Annotated in this window: 14 protein-coding genes and 1 riboswitch; of the genes, 9 read left to right on the plus strand and 5 right to left on the minus strand. The window is 50.0% G+C overall.

Translation table 11 applies throughout. From position 1 onward, the window contains the following. The 3 genes from PQI28_RS13180 to PQI28_RS13190 all read right to left on the minus strand — a co-directional run. A partial coding sequence (locus tag PQI28_RS13180) for a helix-turn-helix domain-containing protein (protein WP_339963624.1) occupies positions 1-124 on the minus strand: 124 nt, incomplete at its 3' end. 271 nt (positions 125-395) lie between these two features. Further along, on the minus strand, positions 396-1,601 hold the full coding sequence (locus PQI28_RS13185; protein WP_339963559.1) for an MFS transporter: 1,206 nt from the start codon (positions 1,599-1,601) through the stop codon (positions 396-398). A 371-nt stretch (positions 1,602-1,972) separates the two neighbouring features. Next, positions 1,973-4,432, minus strand: coding sequence for an EAL domain-containing protein (locus PQI28_RS13190; RefSeq protein ID WP_339963560.1), 2,460 nt, complete (start codon positions 4,430-4,432; stop codon positions 1,973-1,975). Positions 4,433-4,594: 162 nt separating this feature from the next. Between PQI28_RS13190 and PQI28_RS13195 the strand changes: the two genes are divergently transcribed. Together PQI28_RS13195 and PQI28_RS13200 are read left to right on the plus strand one after the other, a co-directional pair. Then, positions 4,595-5,443, plus strand: a complete 849-nt coding sequence (locus PQI28_RS13195; protein WP_339963561.1) for a MurR/RpiR family transcriptional regulator — start codon at positions 4,595-4,597, stop codon at positions 5,441-5,443. A 17-nt stretch (positions 5,444-5,460) separates the two neighbouring features. Further along, the gene (locus PQI28_RS13200) at positions 5,461-5,937 is read left to right on the plus strand and encodes a GNAT family N-acetyltransferase (protein WP_339963562.1); all 477 of its coding nucleotides are present in this window, start codon (positions 5,461-5,463) and stop codon (positions 5,935-5,937) included. A 136-nt stretch (positions 5,938-6,073) separates the two neighbouring features. Here PQI28_RS13200 and PQI28_RS13205 read toward each other — a convergent pair whose 3' ends face one another. After that, complete coding sequence (locus PQI28_RS13205) at positions 6,074-7,138, minus strand: SH3 domain-containing protein (RefSeq protein WP_339963563.1); 1,065 nt, start codon at positions 7,136-7,138, stop codon at positions 6,074-6,076. Between the two features lie 217 nt (positions 7,139-7,355). Here PQI28_RS13205 and PQI28_RS13210 point away from each other — a divergent pair, with 217 nt between their 5' ends. Together PQI28_RS13210 and PQI28_RS13215 are read left to right on the plus strand one after the other, a co-directional pair. Continuing rightward, positions 7,356-7,742 (plus strand): hypothetical protein, encoded by a 387-nt coding sequence (locus PQI28_RS13210; RefSeq protein WP_214694370.1) that lies wholly within the window; start codon positions 7,356-7,358, stop codon positions 7,740-7,742. Positions 7,743-7,819: 77 nt separating this feature from the next. Beyond that, positions 7,820-9,382 carry an FMN-binding glutamate synthase family protein gene (locus PQI28_RS13215; RefSeq protein ID WP_339963625.1) on the plus strand — a complete coding sequence of 521 codons (1,563 nt, stop codon included), beginning with the start codon at positions 7,820-7,822 and terminating at the stop codon, positions 9,380-9,382. 119 nt (positions 9,383-9,501) lie between these two features. On the opposite strand, the gene PQI28_RS13220 is transcribed toward PQI28_RS13215, so the two are convergent. Continuing rightward, positions 9,502-10,359, minus strand: coding sequence for a putative glycoside hydrolase (locus PQI28_RS13220; RefSeq protein ID WP_339963564.1), 858 nt, complete (start codon positions 10,357-10,359; stop codon positions 9,502-9,504). 40 nt (positions 10,360-10,399) lie between these two features. Next, a riboswitch (cyclic di-GMP riboswitch) is annotated at positions 10,400-10,486 on the minus strand. 75 nt (positions 10,487-10,561) lie between these two features. Between PQI28_RS13220 and PQI28_RS13225 the strand changes: the two genes are divergently transcribed. From PQI28_RS13225 to pelG, 5 genes are read left to right on the plus strand one after another with little or no spacing between them, the layout of a single operon-like run. Then, entirely contained in the window at positions 10,562-11,788 is a 1,227-nt protein-coding gene (locus PQI28_RS13225; RefSeq protein WP_339963565.1) for a hypothetical protein, read from the plus strand. Beyond that, positions 11,785-12,699 carry a hypothetical protein gene (locus PQI28_RS13230; RefSeq protein WP_339963566.1) on the plus strand — a complete coding sequence of 305 codons (915 nt, stop codon included), beginning with the start codon at positions 11,785-11,787 and terminating at the stop codon, positions 12,697-12,699. The genes PQI28_RS13225 and PQI28_RS13230 overlap by 4 nt, the downstream gene beginning before the upstream one ends. After that, positions 12,696-14,540, plus strand: a complete 1,845-nt coding sequence (locus PQI28_RS13235) for a DUF2194 domain-containing protein (RefSeq protein ID WP_339963567.1) — start codon at positions 12,696-12,698, stop codon at positions 14,538-14,540. The genes PQI28_RS13230 and PQI28_RS13235 overlap by 4 nt, the downstream gene beginning before the upstream one ends. Further along, on the plus strand, positions 14,537-15,955 hold the full coding sequence (gene pelF, locus PQI28_RS13240) for a GT4 family glycosyltransferase PelF (RefSeq protein ID WP_339963568.1): 1,419 nt from the start codon (positions 14,537-14,539) through the stop codon (positions 15,953-15,955). Before PQI28_RS13235 ends, pelF begins: the two co-directional genes overlap by 4 nt. Further along, positions 15,936-17,399, plus strand: coding sequence for an exopolysaccharide Pel transporter PelG (pelG, locus tag PQI28_RS13245; RefSeq protein ID WP_339963569.1), 1,464 nt, complete (start codon positions 15,936-15,938; stop codon positions 17,397-17,399). Before pelF ends, pelG begins: the two co-directional genes overlap by 20 nt. Positions 17,400-17,427: the final 28 nt, after the last annotated feature.

Below are 17,427 nucleotides of genomic sequence, written 5' to 3' on the forward strand. Positions count from 1 at the left end.
CGCGGATGGCGATGCGGTCCTCGAGCAGCTTGTTGTAGATGAACCGGGCGCAGCCGATCGTCTTGATGAGGAACTCGACCTGTGCAGGCGTCGGGTGGAGCCTATATTTGTAGCCTTTCAGCATGTCCGCCCCTCCTCCCTTCAGAAGATCGTGATGTGTCCTCCTCGTCCGATACCCGCGGAAGGGGAGGAATAATCTGACGGAATCACGAACTTTTGTTCGTCATATCTGTCACAGGGGGAAAAGACGTTTGGACCGGGCGATTCATCTCCCACCTACGCTGGGCTTCGCCCCGAGACGCTTAGAGGAGGGAGAATTCTCGCCTACTTTTGTTAAATAAAATTCCCGAAATGCGATACATGCGTTGATTAGTAACAAAGTGATTGCGGTAACCTTAAGACGAAACTTTCATTTGGTTCAGCCTTTCAAATAGCTTCGCATACAGCCCCATACCGATGAGTGCCGACAGCAAGATGAGTGTGAACACAGCGAGCGGGGAGAGAAATCCTGATGCAAATACCGTCACCGGTGCGAGGAACTTGCCGATTGTGTTTTGGAGCGTATCGGTCGCGAGGTATTGTCCACGTGACTCGATTGGTGCATAGTGACTAACGAAACTCTGACTGACGGGAGAACGAATCAGCTCCCCGAACGTGAACATGGTCGTGACGATGAGCAAGTACCAGATATTTGATGAGAAGGCGACGAGAAACGTCCCGAAACCTCCTAGGAAAGTCGACAATAGTAAAACACGCCGTTCGTCCCACGCCCGAAACACACGTGTGACAGGAATGATGAAGACGACGAACAAGAGGCCGTTATATGCAACGAGCCAGCCGAATAAGACTGTATTCGAGACGTTGAACGTGGCCGGAGTTTGTTCAATCAAATAGACAGGTAAATACACGTCTAGCTGCATGATTGGGATTAAGGCGAATACGCCAGCAATCAGATAGAGGCGGAAAAGCGGGTCAATCAAAATCGTTGCATACGACCGCCCTTGGGTGAAAAATGTCGTTGCGACCGTCTTCTCGGTCGAGACCGGTCGTGTTTCACTGGTTAGAACCGCGAGCAAACCCCCGTAACCAAAAAGAACAAGGGCGCAGCCGAGGAGGAGCGCCTGACGATACTCGAAAAAGAGGACCGCGCCAAGAAGCGGACCGAGAACAGCACCGATATTGTTCGAAGCCATAAACGTCGCGAATACATTCCGTAAATGTTCAGTCGGAACGAGGTCGGCGACCATCGCCGAGCTGGCCGGTTTGTAGATGGCACCCATAAAACCGATGCTGATGTAGGTGATGTAATCGACATAGGCGTTCGTTGATAAAGCGAAAACGAGGAATAGGAAACCTTGTGAGAACGTCCCGGCGAGCATGACGGGGCGGCGACCAATCTCATCTGCAAGCGAACCGCCAATCAAGCTGCCGACTAGCAGGAACAACGGTGGCACGGCCATGAGTAGTCCGGCTAGCTCGACACCGAGCGTCCGGGCGAAATAGACGGTGATGAATGGAAAGTACATCCAAAACAAGAGGTTGAATAAGCCTTCGCCGAATAAGCGGACTTTCAGATTGAGGTCCCAACGGTATAATTCCATAGATATGCTCCTTTCAAGAGTCTCTCTTTAATGTAAGAGGTCGTGGAGAGAAAGAATAGACTTATGTTGCGGGATTTGCTAGACTAAAAATAGAAAAAGCGAATATATAGGCGCTTGTTTGCGTTGTACTATAAAACGAACGTATGTTTGTAAAATGACCTCCGATATAATCATCGGAGGTCATTTTTATTGTGTCGTCTTCATCGATTTAAAGCTATGGGCGAAAGATCCCTCAAATAGCTCGTCATTTTCAGGCAACAATTTTCCAATCATCGAAAGGTGTCGGGTAACCTGTGCGCATTGCTCGGTGTGACTCAGCGATCGTCAAAATCCTAGTAAAAAATCGACCCCCGTCATGGAGGTCGAATGAATCAACTCGATGATGCTTTTTTATATTGCTGGAAGAAGACTTCAATCTCTTCTGCAGGCAAAGGACGATTGTAGAAATATCCTTGTGCCTGGTTACACGATTCGGCTTTTAGGAAAGCGACTTGATTCTCCGTCTCGACGCCTTCCGCGATGACGTTCAAATCAAGCTCGTGCGCCATGCGGATGATCGTTTTGACGAGGGCCGCATCCTTCTCGTCGCTCTCGATGTTCCTCGTGAAGTGCTGGTCGATTTTCAGCGTATCGATCGGGAACAGCTTCAAGTAGCTGAGGGACGAATACCCGGTCCCGAAGTCGTCAATCGAGAGATGGGCACCGAGGGCGACGAGCTCATGCATCGTCTCGATGGCACGGTCCGCACTTTGGATGACGCTCTCGGTCAACTCGAGCTCTAAATATTTCGCGTCGAGACCGGAAGCATCGAGCGCGCGACTGACGACTTCCGGTAAGTCTTTTTGAGCGAACTGGATGGCTGAAATGTTGACGGCGACCCGGAATGGGGGGATGCCCGCATCTTGCCACGCCTTGTTTTGGCGACACGCCTCATTCAAGACGAACTCACCGAGGCGATGGATGCTTCCTGTCTCTTCGGCGATTGGAATGAACTCGCCCGGCGAAATCATCCCGAGTTCTGGATGGTGCCAACGGACGAGCGCCTCCATGCCGATCACCATTTCCGTCTCCAACTGGATTTGCGGTTGATAGTGGACGGTGAACTCGCCCCGGCCGATTCCTTTACGGAGTGCCATCGACAAGTTCGAGCGACGGGATACCGATTCGTTCAGTTCATTCGTGAAGAACTGATAGCCATTCTTCCCGTCAGCCTTTGCCCGATACATGGCGATATCAGCGTTCTTGATCAAATCTTCGGCCGTATCCCCGTCGGACGGGTGAAGACTGATGCCGATCGATGCGCCTGTGAACACTTCCTCGTTTTCAAGTTCGAACGGGGGATGTAAGACGTTAATCAACTCTTGTGCGCGATGGGCCGCCAAGTTACTTTTCGTATGCGGCGACAAGATGATGAACTCATCGCCACCGAGACGGGCGAGCGTGTCCGACTTTTGAATCGTCGATTGGATTCGGGTCGTCACTTGCTTCAAAAACTGGTCGCCGATCGAGTGGCCGAAGCGGTCATTGATGACTTTGAAGTTGTCGAGGTCGATATAGTATAAGGCGAACGGTTCTTGCTGGGACTGACCGAGTAGTGCGTCGAGTCGGTCGCTGAACAAGCGACGGTTCGGGAGACCGGTGAGTGGGTCCAAATAGACGAGGTCGTTGATTTGCGCCTCGATGCGTTTCCGTTCACTGATGTCACGGATGATGCTGCTGAAGAAGATTCCCTTATCCGTCTTCCACGTACCGAGCGACATCTCGATTGGCACTTCGACACCATCTTTTCGTAAGCCGATGAGTTCGACCGTTTGACCGATGACGCGTTTCTCACCCGTCTTCTCGTAACGTTGCATCCCGCGCTCATGCGCATCTCGGAAGCGTTCCGGGATGATGGCGACAATCGATTGCCCAATCATCTCGTCATACGTATATCCGAACAAATCGGTCGCCCCGTGATTCCACTGGAGAATGATACGGTTATGGTCAGCGACGATGATAGCATCAGACGCCGATTCGATGATCGATTCAAATTTCAGCTCGAGTTCTTCAGACTGCGCCTCGAGCTGTGACGCCGTTCTCAGTGAGATGTACATGATCACGAACAAGGTCATGACGCTCGCTGCGATGACGTAGGCGAGGAGGGTGCTATCGACCGCATAACCGCTCATCGACTTGCTGACTCCTTCTGTCGGCGTGAACTGTGCCGCGCCCATCCCGACGTAGTGCATCCCTGATACGGCGACACCGATCAAGACCGAGCTGGCGAGACGGCGCCAATGGAACCGCGAGACGTTCGGGATATAAAAGAGGATGTATAGTCCGACGAGCGAAGCGACGAATGCGACGATGGCGGACGCGATCCACATGACCGGGTCATAGGTGAGGATGGCGTTCATCTGCATCGCTTCCATCCCGATGTAATGCATCGAGACGACCCCGACACTGATTAAGAAGGCGCAAAAGACGAGTTGCGTCGGTCGTGTCTCCGGATGGCTGATAATCCAGAAGGCGAGCCCGGAAGCGACGACGGCTGGTATGATTGACAACAAGACGATCCCGAGGTGATACGTCACGTCATCGTTTAGGTGGAACGCCAGCATGCCGATAAAGTGCATCGCCCAAATTCCGAGTCCGAGGCTGAAAGCCCCGGCTAAAACCCAGCTGAACCGTGAGGCGTATTTCGCATATTTCAAACGACTGCTAATATCGAGAGCGACACCTGCAGCGAAGATGGCAACAGCGATAGAAAGAATGACGAGTGGTAAGTTGTACGAGCTACTGAGGTGATGTTCGATTCGAAACAGTCCTTTCGATTTCAAATGGTTCAATGAGTGAATGAATTGAAAAGTGCTTTATTAGAGTAGCATATTCCAGAATCGCACTTCCTGCCCCGTTTTGTAAGGTGGGTCAATCTTTTTGAGCGAATCACACATTGCGGAATTTTTTTCGAAACGGTATCGTTAAGTGAAGAAGAGAAAGGGTGATTCTTGATGGAGACGATGAACGGGACGGCCCGTATCCGTGGGGCCTATTCGACACTGAGCAAGAAAGAGCAACGCATTGCCGACTATATTTTAAAACAACCAGAACAAATCATTCACCATACAATCAATCAAGTGGCAGATGACCTTGATGTCGCCGAATCGACCGTGTTCCGCTTTTGTCAGCGCGTCGGTTTTAAAGGCTATCAGGCGCTAAAAATCGCGCTCGCCTCGGATGTCGTCGCACCGCTTCAGGACATCCATGAAGATATCACGGAGACGGATACGGCGCTTGAAATTGCGGAGAAAATTTTTTCGACGAACGGGAAGACGATCGAGTCGACGCGTCAGATTTTAGAAGGGGACTCCTTAGAGAAAACGGTCGAGCTGTTCCTCGGGGCACGCCGCATCGAATTTTTCGGGAGCGGTGGGTCAGCCGTCGTCGCGTTAGACGCCTATCATAAGTTCGTCCGAAGCGGGCTTCAAGTGAGTGCGATGCTCGAGTCGCATATGCAACTCATGTCAGCCTCACAATTGACGACAGCGGACGTCGCCGTCGTCATCTCGCACTCAGGTGCCTCGAAAGAAACACTCGATATCGCCAAACTCCTAAAAGAGAAAGGTGTCCCGACGATCGCCATCACGAACTACGCGAAGTCACCGCTCTCGAAGATTGCAGACGTGTCGCTCTATACGGTGTCCCAAGAGACGGCGTTTCGTTCAGAGGCGCTCGCTTCCCGAATCGCGGAACTCAGTTTGATTGATGCCTTGTTTACAGCTGTCATGATGCGACGCGGGGAAGCGGGACGCGCGTCTCTCCAACAGATGCGTGAGGCAATCAGTTCAAGAAGAATTTAAAAAGGATAGTTGCTGATATGAACCAACAGTTATTTTTAAGTGAAATCGAACATCCAAAGTGGGAAGGTAAAATAAAAGAGATTATGGAATCTCATGAAGGCGCAGTCCCTATCCCGGAACAAAAAGATGAAGGTAGACATCTTGAGACTAGAAATGCTTTTTGGTACAGGGCTACTATTGAGGAAGAGATAGTTGGAATTGGTCGTCTAGAGGAAAAAGAGGCTAGTAGTTTTGAAGTTACAATTTTGATTGATAACAATTATGTAGGAAAAGGGTATGGAAAAATTTTTTTAAATAAACTAGAGATTGAAGCCTTAAAACACGGAGCAAGTTCAATCATTGCAATCGTTAGCCCTGAGAATACAAGAGCTGAACATGTTGTGAGTTGGTTTGAATCTGAAGGGTATAAGGTTTTAACTGCAGGTAATATTAATATATTACTGAGGGCAGGAAAATCAATTCAGTTGGTTAAAATTATAATAGATGAGTATTAACTATTAGAGGTCAAATACTATAGAAGTATTTGGTCGTTCTCGAGGACGGGTTTAATCATTTTCTTAAATGTGCCGATTCTAAAAAAAAAAAGCCAGATTTCCTGTCACCAAATACGATAGGAAATCTGGCTTTTTTTTAGTCATTCCAATAAACTGCAGCTCCCAATCCATCTGCAACAACCCATGCATTCCCAACGTCCACGATTTCTCCCGTGAACGATTTATTAATAGCATCATAGATTTCTTGTGATGAAGCTTCTACACCTAATCGAACAAGGGATTGAGCAGCAATCTTTCTAGCAAGTAAAGAATCTTCACGACCTAAAAAATATGTATAGCGGTAAGGACTACCGACATCTGGTGAGAATACTTGTGAGAATCCCTTTCCGTGAACACCATAACTTAAAGTGGTAGGATCACCTGAATGAATGGCTTGGTACGGATCATAGAGATCTTTGACCATGTCAGTATAAAAACTGTCTCCAGTATTCATCAGTCTGTCAGTGACACGGTAAGTGGCGAATTGGATTGTATCTTTTTCGGAAACCCAACCTTTTTGATTGTTGTAAGTAACATACACCCAGCCATTATATTTTTTATTTGCAGTAAATCGAGCATTGGAAGGAATGATTGTTATCTTTCGTTTACCTGGCAAATAGGATTCATATAAAGAAATGTTCTTTAATGTACCGTACGGACGGGGGATGAACTCTTCAATTAGAAATCGAGAGGTTAAATTCTTTTTAGCAATCCATGCTTCTGTATCTTTAAATTTGATAAGAGCCCATGACTCATAATAACCTTTCACCTCTACTTTTGACTTTGCCTTGAGAGATGCGATTTTTTTCGATTTGACTGACTTGGTAGTGTATAGGGATGAAGTTTGATTTAAGATCGCTGTTTCTTTTCGAATGAGAGGTGCAAGTTTTGACTTAGGTACCCAAACTATTTTCTCGTTATACTGGATATTTGCCCAACTTTTATAAGTACTTAATTGCGCAACATATACATGCTTTGGAACAATTAACACTTTTTTTGAGGATGTTGACCTCGAGGCATAGGCCTGAATACTTTCTTGCGTATACATGTGTTGTTTAGAAGATCGTGTAGCCGCATCAATTGATGGTACAGTGATAAACAAACTGATTAATAGCATGAAAATTATAACAAGAACAGACGGTGACTTATACTTCATAGTCATTCATATACACTCCAATCATAATGTTGTAATAACATATAAAATATACTATCATAAATAATTAATTTCCTATTTTTATAATATTTTTTAAAAATAAAGAACTTAATTACTTGCCCATTTCAATGCGTCGAATCTAAAGAAAACAGGGTTAACTTCTACAAAAAGGTGGAAATTATAAACTCTGAGGGCAAAGCGAGGCTTAGAGAGAGAAGGTGGACCGATGAACCATATTGATTTTTTATCTTCCGACCACTACAACGAGTTCAAACGGTTAGCACAACGACTCACGGATCCTGGCAGTACCAGTCGCGAATACTTCGCCGCGCTATATGTACTTGCGGGTCATTCGCATATCCGAGAATGTTTGCTTCCTTATATAGACCTCGAAGCTGGGAAGATTCGAACCTCTACAATCATCGATGACAACACGTTCGATAAACGAGAGTTTGTACTCGCCAAACTCGTCATTCACTTGTATAACTCAAAAGAATGGGTCCTTCCGACCGAATTGATTGCCTTGCCGGAAGAGGACTATAAACTAGCGATGCAGGCGATCACGCTGTGCCGAAATGAACAATTTGACGGGGTCACGATCCCGAGCGACTGATGACATCCTGTTCCGTTTGCGACAGGGTGTTTTTCGTCTAGTGAAAAGGAGGAAAGACCGTGTCACTCAATACATCGATGTTGACCATCTTGATTGTGCTCTTATTGATGATGATGACAGCTCCACCGCTACTTCTGTTTTACTTGTGGCGACGTGACCGAAACCAACGTGAGCACTCCGTCCTCCGTAACTTCCCCATTCTCGGAAAACTGCGTTATATGTTCGAGAAGATGGGTCCGGAGCTTCGGCAATATTTGTTCTTGAATGACAACGAGGCGAAGCCGTTCTCGCGAAACGAATACGAGGCGGCCGTCATTGCCGGAAAATACAAGTCACGCATCATCGGCTTCGGTTCGGAGCGAGACTTTGACGCGGGTGGGTTCTATCTTCAAAACGCATTGTACCCGACAAAACGGAACGAACTACGGATCGACAATTCAACAAAAGTGTCGACATGGGTGTATGAACTCGATGAGGATAACCTCTTCACCCGAAAAGAGCATCTCGTCGAACGTGACATCTCCCCGTACTTATTGACAGAAGAAGACACCGTCATCATCGGGAAAGAGACGTGTCGGGAGCCGTTCTATGTTCGCGGCCTCGTCGGGCAGTCGGCGATGAGCTTCGGTTCGCTCGGGGACAAGGCGATCACGGCCCTTTCCATCGGACTCGGTCGTGCGGGCGGGACATGGATGAACACGGGAGAAGGTGGTCTTTCGGATTATCATTTGAAAGGGAATGTCGACATCATCTGTCAAATCGGTCCGGCACTATTTGGCGTCCGGGATGAAGACGGGGCGTTCTCGGTAGAGGCGTTCAAACAGAAGAGCGCGATCCCACAAGTGAAGGCGTTCGAGCTGAAACTCGCACAAGGGGCGAAGACGCGTGGGGGACATATCGACGGCTCGAAAGTGACTGAGGAGATCGCCCGCATCCGCCACGTACGCGTCGGTGAGACGATTGACAGTCCGAACCGGTTCTCCGAGTTTCAGACGCATCAAGAGCTGTTGGCCTTTATCGAAAAGTTGCGTGAGATTGGTGGGAAGCCGGTCGGCATCAAGCTCGTTGTCGGCAACCTACAGGACATGGAATCGCTCGTCCTTGAGATGGAGACGTCTCAAATCGTGCCGGACTTCATCACGATTGACGGGAGTGAAGGCGGGACGGGGGCGACGTACCAGGAACTCGCCGATACGGTCGGGTTGCCACTGAAAGCGGCACTTCCCTACATGCATCGCCTCTTGATCGAGCACGGTCTTCGGGACCGGATCAAACTGTTCGCCTCGGGGAAACTCATCACGGCGGACAAGGTGGCGATTGCCCTCGCCCTCGGTGCCGACCTCGTCAACATCGCCCGTGGGCTCATGTTCAACGTCGGTTGCATTCAGGCGCAGGTGTGTCATACGAACCGATGCCCGGTCGGTGTCGCGACGACCGACCCGAAACTGCAGCGTGCTCTTGTCGTCGACGAGAAGAGCTTTCGGGTCACGAACTATATCATCTCGCTCCGGGAAGGACTGTATAATATGACGGCCGCCGCAGGGGTCCGATCCCCGACAGAACTGTCGCAAGACCATGTGATCTATCAGGAGCCGGACGGTCATATCCGCTTGATGCGTGATGAATCTCACTTGAATTGAGCAATGACATCAAAACATCCTACGAATTTGCCGATAAAGAAGGCAAACCCGTAGGATGTTTTTTAAAGTATTTTCATTGTAGAAACTACCAGATACTTGTACAATCATGTAAATGAAAGTCAGAATTTATTATAATCTAACGTAGCATTTGAATGGAAATGAATGAACCCGTTTTGTTCCGCATATGCCGCACTCTTCGGACGTTGTTTCGAAGACACCGTCAACGCCTTGATGCCATATCGTGCATCGAGGTCACGCAATTCTTGGATGCGGTCTTTTGACCATTGGTCTTTCGAAATCGTCGTATAGTTGAAGCTCTCCCACATGACACCATCCACATACGGATACGTATACGTCTTCAGTGTCGCAAATCCCCAGTTTTGAATGAGAGAAAGGGTAGGGTGGTTGGCCTTGATCGTCTTCATGAACTGACTCATCCCGTCGCGCTGTGCTTTTAAGATTGTCGGTTGTTCTGAATGTTCGTTGTCGATGTTTCCGACAGTATCTAAGAACGCCCCGTCTAATCCTTTGGCGACGATTTGTTTCTCCACTTCACGCGTCAATAGCTCACGATAGTGCGTCGACGTCATGTCGACCAAATAAGAATCCCACTCCGCATAATGGACACGTTGTCCGTTACGGTGGAAGAAGTCCGACTCGTTCATCTGCTTGATGAAGTCGACGTTCCAATTGTCAGCTTCCATCGTATTGATGTAGCCGTACACTTTCGTACCAAATTTTTGTAACTCTTTGATTTGAGCTGCAGTATAATAAACAGGCTCGATGATGACGAGGTCATATTGTTGCATCTTTTTGATCTTGCTCTTACTTGGCATATCGTAATAAATCTTGTACGACTCGACGTTTGCGAGCGGATTGCTCGCTTTGGCGACCGCTTGATGTGGTGTCCATAACGCAAATCCGACGACGAATGCACAACAGATACTAATGATTCGTTTGGCTGAGAAAATACCCATAAAAAAACCCTCCTGATAGTTATCAGAGAGCGGCCGCGGCTATTGCAGACTGGCGATCGGTATCTCGAAAGATCGACGACCCATGTCTTTGCGCCCTTACTTTTCAGTAAGTTTGCCCGTCTCGATATGAAATTTTTGGTCGAACAATCCATCGAATGTCCTACTACTTAATAAAATACCACGTAAAGGAATGAGTGACACTATGATTTATACACAACATCGCACATCAATCAAATGGATTGAAATGATTGTGACTATTTTACTTATCGGCATTTTGGACTATACGTTTAGTCTTTCTTTGTCAGAATGGGCGATTGACCCGTTAATTTTTTATATCCTCCTCTTCTCGCTTCGCTATGGCTTACTCGGGGCGTTCGTCAGCTTCGCATTGACGAGTCTCTATCATTTCTCCTTCCTCTTGATGGAAGGGACGGATTTGCTCTTATTCCTTTACGATACGAACGAACTCGCGTGGATTTTGCTTCACTTCTTCGTCGCCTTGAGCGCCGGCGTCTTCAGCACGTCTTACCGTGAGCGTTATCAGTCGCTCCATATCCGTCAGGAAGAGGTGGTCGACGAGAACGAACAGTTGAAGCAGACGGTGCAGCAACTCCAGGAATCACAAGGAGAGATGCGAAAGCGGGTGCTCGATTCGACGTATACGCTCTCAAGAATCTATGAGGTCGGTCTTCAACTCGACCAGGACGCGACAGACTTGGTGCGTGACCATTTGATCGGGACGTTTACACGCGTGTTCCGGGCACGGCAGCTCGCCCTCTATCACGTCGATACGTCTCGCCGGACGCTTCGCCTTCACGTCCGTTCGGGGGATGTCGAACGTTTGCCACAGACACTTTTCATCGATTCGGAGCAAGGCATCTTCGCACGAATGTTCCAGTCCCAAAAACCGACGATTCGATTGGCTGATGAACTCGAGGGCCCCCTTCTCGTCGCCCCGATCTGTTATGAAGGAACGGTGAAAGAAGTGTTGATTGTTCATGAGATTGATATTCTTCGGTTGCGCAGTCACGAGATGAACATGATGAAGCTCGTCCTCGACTGGGCCGGCACACGGATCGAGAAAGCGGATGCGCTCGAGTGGATGCTCGTTAGCGATCAGCTCGTCGACGGGACGCGTATGTTCCGCATGGACGCATTCGAACAAAAAGTCGCGCAGCAAGTGTTGCGCCATGAACAGTATGATCAACCGTATAGCACGGTCACGATTCCGGTCGAAGGCGTCGACTTGTCACTCATCGAAATCGAGCTCATCCTCCGTCAATCGATGCGGGAAATCGACGTCATCGGATATGACGAAGAGGAACGTGTCCTTCACTTCCTTCTCCCAGGCACACCGATTGAGTCGGCGGAACGATTCAAAGAGCGAATCGAGCATGTGTTCTATGTGAAAGGTGGGAAACGCCTATGACCGGATGGATGATTCTCCTGTTCTTTCTCCTTCATGCCGTGATTTTATTCGTCATCTACCGACTCGTCGTCCGTCCGAAAGTGGATGCGGCCGAGAAGGGCGTCTGGCTCTCCATTTTTCTCGTCAGTGCCGTCGTCCCGATCATCGGGGAACTGTTCGGGTTGATCGCATTCGGGGTTGCCCGTCGTTTCGCCTCTTCGAAGACGCTTCTTGATTATGACGAATATATCAACTTTGACACGGTCAACTTGGAGCGTTTGCAACAACAGGCAAAAGAAGATTTAGACCTCGTCCCATTGGCGGAAGCGCTCCAGATGGACGGAAAGAAGCGGAAACAGTCGATCACGCAACTCATGTCGACACCGCTTATGAATACAGAAGAATACTTACATTTAGGTCTCGAGCATGAAGATACGGAAACGGTCCACTATGCGGCGACTGTCCGGAACACGTTGTTCGATCGATACGATTTGACGCTCAAGCAGCGGATTGCGCAAGTGAACCCGGAACGACCGGAGACGATTTATCCCGTCATCGAGACGGGCGTCTCCTTTTTAGAGAGTGGTCTCTTGGACGCGGATATGAAAGCACGCATCCAGCAACGGACGATGTTCCATCTTGAACAACTAGGGGAACACGATGCGACAGACGAGACCTATTTACGCACGAAAGCCCGTCTTTCGTTCCAAGCAGGTGATGTCGAGACAGGGGAACGATTGGCCGAGGCACTCACGTTGTATCATCCGGAAGTGCCGGATGGTTATATCTTATTGATTGAACATCATATGACGAATGGGGACTGGGCGTCATTACGTCCAATCCTCGACCGACTCCATCAACATCTCGACCTACGAGACGTTCCAGAAGATTATCGCTTTGTCATTCAACAGTTAGAAGGTGCAAAATCATGAATAAATCGATTACGACGTATCTCGCGTCCTTGTTCTCTTTAATCATCGCGATGATTGTCGTCGTCCAGTTTTTACGACTCGACTACGGTCACCGGCTCATCCCGAAAGAAGCACATGAGCCGAAGGTGTTCACTACACTCGCGGGCGAGGTGAGAGCGGTGGAAGGGAAGCCGGCTCAGATCTATATCCATCAAAACGAGGACGACTTGTCGACGTCCGTCTTGAACAACTTGAAATACGCGCTCGACTACGCGAAGTTGCCATACACGTCAATCGAGGCAGACGAGATTGCCGCAATCGAGCCTTCTCCGCAGCATGTCCTCGTTGTCAGTGGAGAAAATACCAAATCATGGCCATACGAGACGATTCGGTCGTTCGTCGAGAACGGGGGACGCCTTTATGTCGCTGGTCGCTTCATCGACCAGGAATGGGCCGACCTCATCGGCGTCAGTGATTTCGGGGACTTCAAGGACGGCATCAACGGATTGGTGTTCGAGAAAGAAATCTTCCCTGGATATGTCGACTTGCCACAAGACTCAGGTCTCTTCGTCCATAGTATCGCCGACGTCGAATTGAAAGATGAGACGGACGTTCTCATCTCGGCGAAAGGCGAACCGATTTTGTGGCAATCTTCATACGGTCAGGGAGAGGTTATGTTTTGGAATACGACGTCTTTGACCGATAAAAACTCACGTGGACTCATGGTGCAGTCGTTGTCGATGTTGTTCCCGGCGTTCGTCATGCCGCAAGCAGGCATCAAAATCGTCCATCTCGACGACTTCCCGGCACCGGTGCCGAGTAACTCGAATCCCGTCATCACGGAAGAGTATGACCTCTCAATTAAAGAATTCTTCTCCGAAGTATGGTGGAAAGATATGAAACAAATCGGTGAGGATTACGACGTCACGTATTCGGGCTTCTTGATCGGCAGTTATAAAGCAACGAACGAAGAGACGACCGAACAACTCATCGAGAAGATTCGTGCACCGATGCTCGAATATGGCCGAGGGTTGCTACAGACGAACGGAGAAGTCGGACTTCACGGCTTCAACCACCAGCCCCTCGTCATGGGTGACGAGGTGATGGATCCCGAGCTCGGTTATACGAAATGGGAAAGTAAAGAAGACATGCGTTCGGCGGTCGACCGTGTCGTCGAGGCGTTCGATTATTACTTGCCGAATGAACGCATCCGTAGCTACGTCCCACCATCGAACATCATCGGACAGTCCGGACTGAGCGTGCTGAACGAGAAGTTCGAGGACGGGTTGATTGTCGCCGGTCTCTATAGCGGGGATGCGAGTAAAGGAAGTTACATTCAAGAATTCGGACCGGACCCGGTCTATCCGAATTTATATGATTTCCCGCGCGTGTCGAGCGGATACAATGAGACGCCGGATGACCTGTTCGTCGTCATCGACGCCGTCGCCAACTTCGGGCTCGTCTCCCACTTCATTCACCCGGATGACGTGTTAGATGAAAACCGTTCGAAAGGAAAAGGATGGGGCATCATGAAAGAGTCGTTTGAAGGTTTGTTCCAGACACTCTATGCGAAGTATCCACATCTCGAAGGGTTGAGCCAGTATGATGCGTATCGGAAATACAAACTGTATCAAGATGCACAAATCGACGTCGCCTATACGAATGACACGATTGACATCAACGCCCAGCAACTGCCTGTCCCGTCGACGCTACTCGTCCGGGTCGAGCCGGGGAAACGGTTGGATACAGGCACATTTGCCTTTGGCGCAGTCAGACCGTTCGATGAGAGCGGTACGTTATATCAAGTTGAACTAAAAGAGACGTCTGTTCGTCTCCCGATATTGGAAGGAGCGCGCCCATGAAGATTGGAATTGTCGTCGAAGGGAGTTATCCGTATGTGAGCGGAGGCGTGTCGAGCTGGGTACACATGCTGATGCAACAAATGCCGATGCATGAGTTTGAGATCATCTCGATCATGCCAAACCCGAAGTCTGAGGCGGATTATAAATATACGTTACCTAAGAATGTCACGGGTGTGACCACGCTCGCCCTCAATCAGCGCGCGACCCGGAAACGTCGTCCGGAAGCGTTGACGCAAGAAGAGCGCAACCGCATCAAGACGTGGATGACGTTCGGTCAAGTCGAATCGTCCATCTACCCGATGTTAGCGTCACAAATCGGGACACCGGAACAGTTCTTCTCGAGCCGTCTCTTCTATCAACTCGTGACGGAGAGCTATCAAGAAGAAGGGCAGGCCGGTTCGTTCATCGATTACTTCTGGATGTGGCGCAGCATGTATGCGCCCGTCCTCGACCTCCTTCAGGCCGAGTTGCCACAAGTCGACCTCATCCATTCCGCGTCGACGGGTTACGCGGGATTGATTGCGAGTGCGATGAAAGAGCGTCAAAACATTCCGTTTCTCTTAACCGAGCACGGCATCTACTCGCGTGAGCGGGAAGAGGAACTGTTGCAGGCGGCATGGATTCCACCGGAGTTCCGTTCGCACTGGATTCAGTTCTTCCACCATATTTCCCGGGAAGCGTACCGGACAGCGGATGACGTCATCACGCTGTTTGAACGAAACGGTGAGTTGCAACGTCAGCTCGGTGCGCCAGTCGAGAAGTTGAGTATCATTCCGAACGGGATCGATGTGACGGGCTTGTCGGCACTCGGTCACGTGGCGGGGGGAGAAAAGCTCCGCATCGGTGCCATCGTCCGCGTCGTCCCGATCAAAGATATCAAGACGATGATTTATGCGGCAAAGTTATTACAAGACATGCTCATCCCGTTCGAGTTGACCATCATGGGACCACTCGATGAGGACAAGGAGTATGCGGCCGAGTGTGAGGCGCTCATCCGTCAACTCGAGCTCGAACAAGCCGTCTTCTTGGTCGGAAAAGTCGATATCCGCAAACACTTGCCTGAATTCGACGTCTGTCTCTTGACGAGTATCTCGGAAGGACAACCCCTCGCCGTACTGGAAGGAATGGCCGCAGGCGTCCCGTGGATCGTGACGGACGTCGGGGCCTGTGCAGAGCTCGTGAACGGGCGACCGGACGAGCCGTTCGGTCCGGCCGGATTCGTCGTCCCACCGGTCAATCCGCGCCGAATCGCAGAACGTTGCGTCTGGTTCCATCAGAACCGGGAAGACGCGCGCCGGCTCGGACGAAACGGGCAGCAGCGCGTCGAGACATACTATCGCACCGACCAGTTCATCGATGCGTACTTACATCTATATGAAGAAAGGAGAGCGGCATATGGCGGGCATCGGGTTTAAGTTACAACAGCTGTTCCAAGAAGACTATTTTTCCTCACGCATTAAAGCGTACGCCTTTGCCGGTCTCGTCACGTCCGGACCGTGGCTCATCGTCATCGTCACGATCGCGCTCATGCAGTGGCTGACGAGTTATTTGTCGATTGCGACGCTCGAGGAACGGACGACATTCAACTTGATCGTCTCGTATAGCTTCATCTTCTCTCAGGTCGTGCTCGGCGTGCAGCAGCTCGTCGTCACACGCTATTTGGCGGACTGTTTCTATGAGAAACGGTACGAGGACATCTTCCCGGCGTTCATCGGGATGATGAAGACGACCGTCGCCATCGCCTCGGTCTTGTTCGCCGTCTTCCTGTCGTTCTCTGAGCTCCCAGCATTATTGAACGCGTTGGCGTTCGTTTTGTTCATGACGGTCAACTTGATCTGGGTGCACTTCTTATTTCTCAGTGCGGCGAAGTTTTATCAGGCGGTCGCTTATAGCTTTGTCGCCGGTGGGGTCGTCGCCGTCGCCGCGATCATCATCACCGACCAGTTCTTGATGGCGTATTTGACGGAGTCCTATATGAAGAGCTTCGCCTTGACGGCGAGCATGACGCTCGGACTTGTCGTGACGTTGTTCGGCTTGTTCACGTCGATGCTCCTCACGTTCCCGAATCGGAGCACGGTCGGTCAATTCTCGTTTTATCGCTATTTCGACCGTTATCCGGCATTGTTTTGGACGAGCTTCCTGTACAACATCGGGATCTGGGTCGGGACGTGGATCATCTGGTTCGCAGAAGGGGGGAGCGTGCATCTCGATACGTTCCGTTACCACCCAATCTATGACACGGCCATCTTCTTGTCGTATTTGACGATCATCCCGACGATGACGATTTTCGTCGTATCGGTCGAGACGCGCTTTTATGAGCGCTATCGCGTGTTTTACGGATACGTGAATGAAGGCGGGACGTATCAACAGATTCAGCGGTCGAAAGCGGCGATGCTACTCGTCTTGCGACAGGAGTTGCAACGCTTGTTCCGGAACCAAGGGCTCGTCTCACTCCTCTTCGTCATCTTCGCAGCTGTCTTGTTCCCACTGCTCGGGCTCTCGCCTGAGATTCGGGACGTCTTCCAAATGACGACGATCGGCGCCTTCTCGAACGCGATGGTCCTCGTTCTCACGCTCGTGTTGCTTTATTTCGAAGATCATAAGGGAGCGGCGTATACATCGGCCCTCTTCATCACGATGAACGCGGGACTGACTTATTTGCTACTTCCCCTCGGACCAGACAGTTATGGGCTCAGTTTTGCGATCGGCTGTACGATTGCCTTCGCCTTCTCGCTCATCCGTTTGATTCGGTACGTGTCGGAGATTGACTACCATACGTTCAGTCGAAGTGAGGCACCTCCTCGGATGGATACGTTCCGTCGTGTCGGGGAATGGCTCAACGAACGCTCGGCATCATAAGATAAGCCGCCTTCTCAAGTGAGAGGGC

Origin of the sequence: Exiguobacterium sp. USCH10 (genome assembly GCF_037619445.1) — a bacterium.
GTDB lineage: Bacteria > Bacillota > Bacilli > Exiguobacteriales > Exiguobacteriaceae > Exiguobacterium > Exiguobacterium aestuarii_A.